This is a genomic window from Streptomyces sp. NRRL F-5755 (assembly GCF_001279365.1).
GTDB lineage: Bacteria > Actinomycetota > Actinomycetes > Streptomycetales > Streptomycetaceae > Streptomyces > Streptomyces rimosus.
Genome location: NZ_LGCW01000162.1, coordinates 1 through 1035, shown reverse-complemented (window position 1 = coordinate 1035; position 1035 = coordinate 1). Strand labels below are relative to the sequence as shown.

1 protein-coding gene and 1 pseudogene are annotated in these 1035 nt (G+C 74.9%); both read right to left on the bottom strand.

The annotated features are described in order from the left end of the window. Positions 1-4: 4 nt before the first annotated feature. Positions 5-706 (bottom strand): urease accessory protein UreG, encoded by a 702-nt coding sequence (gene ureG, locus ADK86_RS16330; RefSeq protein WP_053697241.1) that lies wholly within the window; start codon positions 704-706, stop codon positions 5-7. A 241-nt stretch (positions 707-947) separates the two neighbouring features. Further along, positions 948-1035 (bottom strand): annotated as a pseudogene (locus ADK86_RS42310) (urease accessory protein UreF); the annotation flags it as partial.

The window sequence follows — 1035 nt, the reverse complement described above, 5'->3', positions numbered from 1 at the left end:
AGGGTCATGCGGGGCCTGTGGTCCAGTCGGTGAGGCGGGTGCGGATCCAGTCCGCGATGGGCCGGACGCCGTCGTGGGCTTTGAGGGAGGTGAAGGTGACGGGCAGGTCGCCGCGCTGGGTCTGGGCGTCGCGGGCCATGGTCTTCAGGTCGACGCCGACGTAGGGGGCGAGGTCGGTCTTGTTGATGACCAGGAGGTCGGCGGTGGTCACGCCGGGGCCGCCCTTGCGGGGGATGTCGTCGCCGCCGGCCACGTCGATGACGAAGATCTGGGCGTCGGCCAGGCCCTTGGAGAAGGTCGCGGTGAGGTTGTCGCCGCCGGATTCGACCAGGATCAGATCCAGCGGGCCGACCGTCTCTTCCAGGTCTTCGACGGCTTCGAGGTTGGCGGAGATGTCGTCGCGGATGGCGGTGTGCGGGCAGGCGCCGGTCTCCACCGCGGTGATGCGCTCGGGGGGCAGGACCGCCTCGCGCAGCAGGAACTCGGCGTCCTCGCGGGTGTAGATGTCGTTGGTGACCACCGCCAGGGACAGCTCGTCGCGCAGCGCGCGGCACAGCGCGGCGACGGTGGCGGTCTTGCCGGTGCCCACCGGCCCGCCGAGTCCCAGGCGCAGCGCCCGGCGGGTGCCGTCGGGGCGCGTGGGGTCGGCGGCGCTGTAGGTGTGGCGGTGCGGGAAGCGTTCGTCGAGGTCGTGGTCGAGGTGCATGGGCTGCTCCGGGAGCGCATCGGGGGTGGGGTGGGGTGGGTGGCGTACGGAAGGCGGATACGAGTGGTGGGTGCCGTACGGAAGCCGGAGGCGGGCGGCGGCCGCGCCGGGCGGCCGGGCGCCGTCCGTGACGCGGGCCGGGGGCCGGGCGCGGTCCGTGACGCGGGGCAGGGGCCGGGCGCGGTCCGTGACGCGGGCCGGGGGCCGGGCGCGGTCCGTGTGGCGGGGCGGGGGCCGCTGTTCACGAGGCGAACAGCCGGACCGGCCAGGCCGCGTGCTGTTCGGCGGTGATGTCCAGCAGCGGCGCGGACGCCGCCGGCAGCGCACCC